This is a genomic window from Sodalis sp. (in: enterobacteria) (genome assembly GCF_047607725.1).
In the GTDB taxonomy this organism is placed as follows: Bacteria; Pseudomonadota; Gammaproteobacteria; order Enterobacterales; family Enterobacteriaceae; genus JBLKSS01.
In genome coordinates this window covers 1-6,596 of record NZ_JBLKSS010000195.1, presented here as the reverse complement: position 1 = coordinate 6,596, position 6,596 = coordinate 1, and the positions used below count along the sequence as shown (strand labels likewise).

The window sequence follows — 6,596 nt, the reverse complement described above, 5'->3', positions numbered from 1 at the left end:
GACCGCGCGCCGCGGGGGCGACCCACATGCGTTTGATTTCGCCATACCCGCCGTCGGTGATTTTCAACGCTCCGCAGCCTACCGGTGTGCTGTCTAGAGTCGCAATAGAGAAATAGCCCGCCGGTGGTGTGAGTTCCTCCGGCTCGGCGGAGACGGAGAGGGCGGGATCAAACCCTTCCGTAAAGCGCTGCGCGAGCTCCCGGAAATAAGCGTGAATAACATGCCTGCACCTCGGGTGAGGCGGGATCGGCCGGGGCAATCGTTACCGCGGCCGCGCGCAGGTAACGCTCCACTTCTCCCACCGCCGTGAGAAGCCGGCCACGCTGGCGATCGCTGAGCGGCGTCAGGAGCGAACCGATCCGTTCGTTTGAACGCTGGTCAAGTTCTTGCCATACCTGCATCCCCGACGGAGTTAACATGACACGCTGTACGCGTCCATCCTGGCTATCCCGCCGACGGGTAAGGAGCTTTTCGGTTTCCAGCATACGCAACATCCGGCTGAGATAGCCAGAATCGAGCGCCATACGCAACCGCAATTCGCGTACCGTGGCGCCGGCGGGGCCGATCTCGAAGAGCAGCCGCGCTTCGCCAAGCGGACGGCCGCTGCTCAGGTAATTTTCGTTAAGCACGCCTAGCCGGAGGGTGAGCATCCGGTTAAAACGGCGCATCTGTTGTATGTGTTCATTGTCCATTACCTGACTTTAGTCAGATAAATTTTATAAAGCAACTTTTTTTGGCGGGAGGGGCCTGTCGACCCGTAGCTCAATGAGTTGACGAAACGCCAGTCGCTGCGTGCAGGCCCTGTCGCAAAGGGGGGAAATATTCGCAAACATAAAATGTCTTAGCGATTATATTCCCCTATGGCGAAACATAATGAGGTAAATTTAGCATACCCTGGCTATTCAAAAGGGCTTAACAATATAATCGAGAGCGAATAAACCGATGGTTGTTACAAAAGCAGGGTGGGACGATGCTATTTTCCTTGCAAGGGCGCAGCCCATGCGTTTTAGTTCTATCGGTTCTCATGTTTGCTGGCCGTGCCGCTAATGAGATAATGAAAAAGCGGCCCTTCACTATTAGCGTTGGTGGGGGGAAAGCGTCAATGGATAATAAATTAGCGACCTGACTGATGCACGGAAAGACGCTAGTGGCAGGAATAATGCCGGGCGCCGCGACCCTTTTAGATGTTATTTCATACGCCAGCGATATTTATTTCCAGTATAAGTTAATCTTGATGCCCTCGCGTTGCACTTTATACGCCGGTAATAGCGCCCTGGCTAGGCCTTCATATTCAGGAATACGGTTTATGCGCGCAATGAACACATTACCGCCTTTGAAAGTCTTTCTTACAGAGAGGTAAACACATGGAAAACAGGCGTCATCATCCTCATCAATCGAAGCGGCACACCTCGGATACGCTCTCTGAAAACGTCGGTGCCATGACCGAAAAAGAGGCTGTGAGGAAAAAAACGCACCATAGTCGCAATACCGCCGCTCGCGTAAGAGCGGCGAGAAGGGCCAGATCGATCCCTATTCCCGAGCAAACGGCTGTTGACAATCCCCTTGCTAAAATAGTTCTGCCAGACGGGTCGGTTATTATTAATCCCTGGTGTTTCACCAAAAGTCTGTTGGGCATGTTTCCCTGCTTTTTTATGTTAAATTGCGATAAACTGCGCACTAAGCCGGCTGCAAAAACGGCGTCAGCGTTAACGTCAATCGAATCGATGGAGAACGATCACACTACGATGAAAGCGGTGGAGGTGGCTTCGGTCGCGGTGCTCGCTGCTGAAGCCGCCGCGACGGTCGCCGTGGTTGCGGCGGGGGTCGCCGTAGAAACCGCGGGCGCGGCCTTGAGGCGGTAGTGGAAGCGGCGGAAGAGGAAACGTCGCTCTAACCGCCTCGGCAGGAGCAGGCCAGGTCGTGTGGTCTTTCACCGGACGGCACGATCTGATCGTAATCGCCGGCCTCCAACTCTCTTTATGCTGCCGACGATAACCTAGAGCTATGGGTAGCGGCCGCGCCGCACAGAAGCGATACCTGTCGGGGATATCACCTCCGTGTTCACCGTTACTCCCTTCAGAATTTGACGATCTCGCCATTAGACGATTTCGCCATAAAAGGACAGGCGGCAAAACACAACTGTATTGCCCGGCACTGTTCACTGTACCCATGACGCTACATCGGTGTGTCCATCAACGTGTCACCGCGCGCTTCAACGCCATCCCAATATTGGCCGTCGCAGGTAAAATGATCGTAATGCAAATCCGAACGCGCATTGAAAATACTTTCAATCACAAGTGTGAAGTAATATTCACCCTCTGGAAGAGGATCCAGTGTGTCAAATACCACTTTACGCTGATGCGGGACAACGGCGCTTTGCCGTGCCATTAATTCTCCCTCCAGGCCATGGCGGCGAACCTCTACGTGATAGTGCAGCTGTGGTGATGTGCTTTCATCATTGCGCCATTCTATCGTTAAGGTGCCATCTTCATATTTTGCCACAAGCGCCATGATTTTAGGCTTGACGGTGGATGTGGGTTTGGCGGTGGCTTGACGAGGATAAACCGCTTGGAAGGGGCGCGTATCATCCAACCCGTCGCCGGTAGCGGGTTGAACATGGGCTTCAAGCGGCGTGAGCGCCGAATTGCGATAATAGGGATGAGCCACGGTGGCCTTGCGGTAATAGGCCGGCTTCTCCCACTGGCCATCCGCATCCATACGCAAATGCAGCCCATCATGTCCGCTGCGGTTGACTTCGTCACCGGAAAAGCGGTCCGAGATGCCGACAATTTGATGGCAGCTAAAAGAAAGATCCGCGCCGGGGACGCTGGCGCTGAGGTAATGGGTCCATAGCCCATTTGCAAAGGCGTAGTTGAACATGGCCAAATGGGTTCTCCGTTCAACGGCGACGTACCAGCGCCGTAGCACTGTGGCGTAACGAGTATCCGCATGCCACGGCATCGGATGCGCGATGCGTCGCCCCGTTTCTTTTCCCCCTAAGGGTTGGCAAGAGTATTCTCCGCTGTCCATTCCAGTTTTACGGCATTTTCGGTTGTGGACTCCGCGGTTGTTAATTCGCCGATTATGCATAGCGCGTTACAGCGATAAGGGATATTGTCAATCATCGGGTCCTTCTGACGCTGGATGCCAGCAAAACCGCCTCTTTCGTCAAGACAAATAATATCCGCTGCAATCAATGTGTGCCTCATCGTCCCAGTTTGGGGCATCGTGCTCCACATAAATAAGTTCAGCTTGGTCTTTGTTAAAGCATGACGTGATGCCGGGTCCGCAAATTGGCACAGCAACGTTTTCGCAGCCATATACCTCTTTAAGGATATCTTTGCGCAAGACTTCGATAGCATTCCAGACAGCCGCATCGTAGATTTTGTCAATGGGATACCTTTTTGTTCTGTAGCGGAGCGGCCGGGCACCGGCAGGTTATTTTGATACACGCGATACAGCAAAYGATCCGCCCTTGTGCGCAAAGGTTGCGCGATGTTATCCGGCCAGCTGGCGATCTTCTTCACCAACGCCGGCAGTTGGGGTAAGGACACCTTTTGGTGAAACGCCGCAAGCGGCTGATGTCGATAAAAATCCCAAGCTTCAAAAATCAGACTGTCGCTGTCTATTTTCAGTAGCCAACCGGTGCCATTACGTTTTTCCCCATGCTCTGTCGCGGTCAGGGAAGGCACTGCCACCAGCGTTCCAAAGGAACGTTGCATTATTTCAATGGTGCCGAAACCGTTATGGGTATGCCCGCTTATCACTACCAACTGCGGGTAATGTTCAAAAATTTCTTTCAGTTTCTCATGTTGAGAACGCGAGGTATCGCAGAACTCCGCTTGCCGATGCGTAAAACTCAGCGCCTGAGGCATTATGACAAACATGGGTTTATCAGGATGGGCATCCCAAGCCAAGCACCTTTGCAGCCAGTCCAGTGATGGTGCAGAGAGTGTCATAGGTTCACTCCCTCCGCGATCAGAATTGAGCGCAATAAAATGGTATCCATTAAGCCAATAGTCGATGGATTTGGTTTCGGGGTAGAAATGCGGATCCGCTTCCTGAGGACAATGGCCATAAGGAGGCAATAAATAGGGCTCGAAGATAGCATTTTTACCCCCGCGGACATCCTGACAGCCCAACATCACCACAGCATCACATCTCGGGTTTGACGCCAAGGCAGAATCGGTAATCCGCAGCGTCTGTCGAGTCTGTGCTCGCTTGCCGGCAAACTCGCCGACGATGACGRCCTGTCGGATAAGCTTATGCTGGCAAATATTCTCCAGGCACCGAGACAATATGTGATAATCGTYATCACACGCCTGATGTATATCGCTGATAAGTGCGACCTGAGTGGGAAAAGCGTCTCCTCTTGGCCATGTCTTCTCCCGATTATTATTGTTACAGCTGTTCAATTTTAGTATTTTCAACGCGAGGCACCTTTCGCCAGAGAGTGATGTTAACCCCGTTGTGGAGCAACATATTGACGGCAGGAGGAGGCTAACAATGCGTCAGTACTCCCCTTCGGCTTAATTGTTGATCCGTTCGGAAGGCTATCCTTTGGGATGGCGTTAGCAAAGGAAGGCGTGTTGTGTCAGGCATAATTGAAAGATAACAGTAGGGAGTAAACGATATTCAGTAATCGCTASCGCCAGCACGGCCCCCGTTTAGTTAACRATGCGGGATGGCAAMCCATCAGCGTCAGCGCGAAGTWGGGGGCATGACATTTGCCCGGCGTCGAGTAGGGCACCGATGCCGGCGCCTCTAGGGCAGACCGAAAGTGCCGATGGCCGGTGAAAGCATGGTAAATCCTCGAAAAGGGTCAGGTGGCATAATAACCGCTGCTTTTATCATGGCCTTACTACGAAGTTTAAGCGATTCAGTAGGCAAGTATGCATTTATGGGCTGACAGACGATATCATGATGGTTTAATGTCAATGCTCCCCGTTAATGCGCAAAACTTTATTTTACGAAAAACAACGGATCGCCAGGACTTTCTTTACGATGAGAATGAAGGAGTTATTGGCTCTATGAGTAGTTAATATAGGCGCGCCGTCTGGCACAGCACTTTTATGCACTCTCTTGAGGGCATGTGGCGGGGAAAGGCGTCTAAAACAGTCATCATTCGATGAAAAGGCTCATGGCCAAAGGCTATTTCACTCTCTTGTGATCGCAATGGTTTTCGATGTGCTAAAAAGCATGATTGCGCAACAGCAACAGACGTTATCAAAAAAAAATTAAGCAAATAATCTTGCCTATGGTTAAGCCACTTAGGTGTTTAGGGAGCCGAGAATAATCTGCACGAGTGGATAGGATAAACTGTAGCGGAGAAAAAATGAACGTCAATACTTCTACAAACTGTGCGTCTACATCATTATTGCAAACCTATGCAGACAGCAAAAAAATGTGTCAGCCTCGGCTCATCAGACATTGCAGAAGAACAAAGTCGTGCACTTTAGCAACGTCATTTCAGTTGTAAAAATTAGAAATGGCGGATGTGAAATTGCTACCCTGAGCCGATTTGAGGAATTGTACAGGCGGCATGTGGATGTGCAGGCAAAAATGAGCGGGATGCGGTGCGCATACGGGCACGATAATCCTCGCACAGATCCGCAAAATTTTAACCTTGAATTCGCGCTAAAGATGCTAGAGGGTTGCCCAAAAAATAAATAATGTCACTTTTTTAAGTGACGTTTGCCGCGTATAGGGCCGTTGGCCTGCCTCTAGCTCTGCTATCCTGCCCTGTGCACGCGGCCCTCGCGACATCTCTGAAGCCAAATCGAGAGGACCTTAACCGCCCTGATAGAAGGCTATTGCCGTTTATGACATAGGTGTGCGTAGTTAAATGGAAGTAGGTAAATGGAAGTAGGTAAATAGCTGCCATACGGCCTTTCAGGTAATGACGCGAATCCAAATACCCTGGAAAGAGGAGGATGGGAGATGAGCATGCGCGCACATGACAATTGCGACGTTGCCACATCACCATCCTGCCTGCTGTACATAAACAGACATTGCTGAGGTTAAGATTCCTATGTTCATCGAATGTTCTCTATCTCGTCGCATTCATTATTGATTTTCACGGCCTAACTTGCCCCTTGAGGTTGACTATTGATGAATATTTTTGATGAAGGGAAATCAGACGAGAGTTCTAATTGTGAATAGGTTAACAAATATCTTATCTAAAAGAAAGCACGTAATTTATCAGCCCTTGAATAAAACACGGTTACCTTGCGACTTGCCTCTATAATAATTGCATTATATATGAACAATAAAGTGAAGTATTGATTTTATAATATAACGGGAAGTGCGTGGTTATTGACATCATGTTGAGTAGAGTATTCCCTTACCATGGGCGGTGTCATCACGGCTTTGGATTAGTGAATTATTTATCTCTAAATTGATTGGTAAACTATCAAATTTGGCTGGAAAAAAGACTTTTATGATAAGGCTATGGGTTGATAAAATTAGGGGATAATGGCCATGGCTATTCTATAGCGACGGGGAAAACTCGGTTAAAGCAGTACTGAGCGCCGTGAAAAGCCTGTGATTTTTTCATTACACTTTAAGGTGACAAATTCTTTGGAGCTGATACTCCC

5 protein-coding genes are annotated in these 6,596 nt (G+C 50.0%); 1 reads left to right on the top strand and 4 read right to left on the bottom strand.

Annotation, left to right across the window (positions count from 1 at the left end):
- Both ACMX3H_RS15905 and ACMX3H_RS15900 read right to left on the bottom strand, forming a co-directional pair.
- Positions 1-259, bottom strand: a 259-nt coding sequence (locus tag ACMX3H_RS15905) for a GNAT family N-acetyltransferase (protein WP_415211524.1), incomplete at its 3' end; no start/stop codon positions are given.
- Positions 168-692, bottom strand: coding sequence for a MarR family winged helix-turn-helix transcriptional regulator (locus ACMX3H_RS15900; RefSeq protein ID WP_415211523.1), 525 nt, complete (start codon positions 690-692; stop codon positions 168-170). The genes ACMX3H_RS15900 and ACMX3H_RS15905, both read right to left, overlap by 92 nt.
- 672 nt (positions 693-1,364) lie before the next feature.
- On the opposite strand from ACMX3H_RS15900, the gene ACMX3H_RS15895 reads away from it, so the two are divergent.
- Positions 1,365-1,862: a hypothetical protein gene (locus ACMX3H_RS15895; protein ID WP_415211522.1), complete on the top strand. Its 498-nt coding sequence runs from the start codon at positions 1,365-1,367 to the stop codon at positions 1,860-1,862.
- A 313-nt stretch (positions 1,863-2,175) separates the two neighbouring features.
- On the opposite strand, the gene ACMX3H_RS15890 is transcribed toward ACMX3H_RS15895, so the two are convergent.
- Both ACMX3H_RS15890 and ACMX3H_RS15885 read right to left on the bottom strand, forming a co-directional pair.
- Positions 2,176-2,961: a hypothetical protein gene (locus ACMX3H_RS15890; protein WP_415211525.1), complete on the bottom strand. Its 786-nt coding sequence runs from the start codon at positions 2,959-2,961 to the stop codon at positions 2,176-2,178.
- A 35-nt stretch (positions 2,962-2,996) separates the two neighbouring features.
- Entirely contained in the window at positions 2,997-4,151 is a 1,155-nt protein-coding gene (locus ACMX3H_RS15885) for a metallophosphoesterase family protein (protein ID WP_415211521.1), read from the bottom strand.
- Positions 4,152-6,596: the final 2,445 nt, after the last annotated feature.

Excerpts from the sequence above, each read along its gene's own strand:
- ACMX3H_RS15900 (WP_415211523.1), bottom strand. The coding sequence starts at position 692 with ATGGACAATGAACACATACAACAGATGCGCCGTTTTAACCGGATGCTC.
- ACMX3H_RS15895 (WP_415211522.1), top strand. The coding sequence starts at position 1,365 with ATGGAAAACAGGCGTCATCATCCTCATCAATCGAAGCGGCACACCTCG.
- ACMX3H_RS15890 (WP_415211525.1), bottom strand. The coding sequence starts at position 2,961 with ATGCCGTGGCATGCGGATACTCGTTACGCCACAGTGCTACGGCGCTGG.